The sequence below is a fragment of the Endozoicomonas sp. ONNA1 genome, from assembly GCF_024606325.1.
In the GTDB taxonomy this organism is placed as follows: Bacteria; Pseudomonadota; Gammaproteobacteria; order Pseudomonadales; family Endozoicomonadaceae; genus Endozoicomonas_A.
On record NZ_JAHHPN010000546.1, the window covers coordinates 1 to 1,390 of the forward strand.

The 1,390-nt window shown below is 50.2% G+C and carries 1 protein-coding gene; it reads left to right on the top strand.

What is annotated here, in order from left to right:
* Nucleotides 1–1,390: ATP-binding cassette domain-containing protein (locus KDK19_RS12570; RefSeq protein ID WP_257292096.1), on the top strand; the 1,390-nt coding region annotated here is incomplete at both ends.

A 1,390-nucleotide genomic window follows, 5' to 3' on the forward strand; every position in this document is an offset into this window, starting at 1 on the left:
TTCAGCAAAAACTGGAAGCGGCCGATGGCTGGAGTCTTCAGCAGAAGGTGGACAAAGTGATTCAGAAACTCGGTCTGCCTGAAGAGAAGAAGATGAAAGAACTCTCCGGTGGCTGGCGCAGAAGAGTTGAGCTGGCCCGGGCACTGGTGTGTGAACCTGATCTGTTATTGTTGGACGAGCCCACTAACCATCTGGATGTTGTTGCCATTGACTGGCTTGAGAAACAGCTGCTTGATTTTCAGGGGGCTCTTTTGTTTATCACCCACGATCGTTCATTCCTGCAGTCTCTCGCTACCCGGATCGTGGAGCTGGATCGAGGTATCCTGACCAGCTGGGATTGCGATTATAAAACTTACCTGGATAGAAAAGCTCACGCGCTGGAAGTGGAAGCGGAACAGAATGCTCTGTTTGATAAAAAACTGGCTCAGGAAGAGGCCTGGATTCGTCAGGGTATCAAAGCTCGAAGAACCCGTAATGAAGGCCGGGTCAGAGCGCTTAAAGCACTTCGAAGCGAAAGGATGGAGCGTCGGGTGGTTCAGGGTAAAGCGAGCTTCTCTCTGGAGCAGGGCGGCAGTTCCGGCAAGCTGGTGCTGGAAGCTAAGGACATTGCAAAGTCCTGGGAAGGTCAGCACATCATTAAAGACTTTGATCTCAGAGTGATCCGGGGAGACAAGATCGGTCTGATTGGTGCCAATGGTGCTGGCAAATCAACGCTATTGAGTATTTTGCTGGGGCAGCTTAAACCGGATTCCGGTTTCATTAAGGAAGGTACCAAGCTGGAAGTGGCCTATTTCGATCAGTTGAGAAATCAACTGGACCTTGAAAAAACAGTGATTGACAACGTTGCTGAAGGTCGTGAGAGCATCATGATCAACGGAGCCAGTCGACACGTAATCAGCTATCTCGGGGATTTCCTTTTCCCGGCTAATCGTTGTCGTGTTCCTGTTAAGGCGTTGTCCGGTGGAGAGCGAAACCGTTTGCTGTTGGCGAGACTCTTCAGTAAGCCGGCTAATCTGCTGGTGATGGACGAGCCTACCAACGATCTCGACGTCGAAACACTTGAGTTGCTTGAGTCACTGCTGGTGGACTTTCAGGGCACGGTGCTGCTGGTCAGTCACGATCGTGAATTCCTCGATAATGTGGTTTCCAGTACCCTCGTATTCCAGCCTGATGGCAAGATTAAAGAATATGTTGGCGGCTTTGAAGATTGGCTCAGACAGGGAGGGGAGGTAAATCAGCTGGTTGCTGAGCCTCAAACCAGTAAGCCACAAACGAAAGCTGAACCCAATATTCAAACTCAGCCAGAATCGAAAAAGAAAAAGCTCAGTTACAAGCTTCAGCAAAAACTGGAAGCGGCCGATGGCTGGAGTCTTCAGCAGAAGGTGGACAA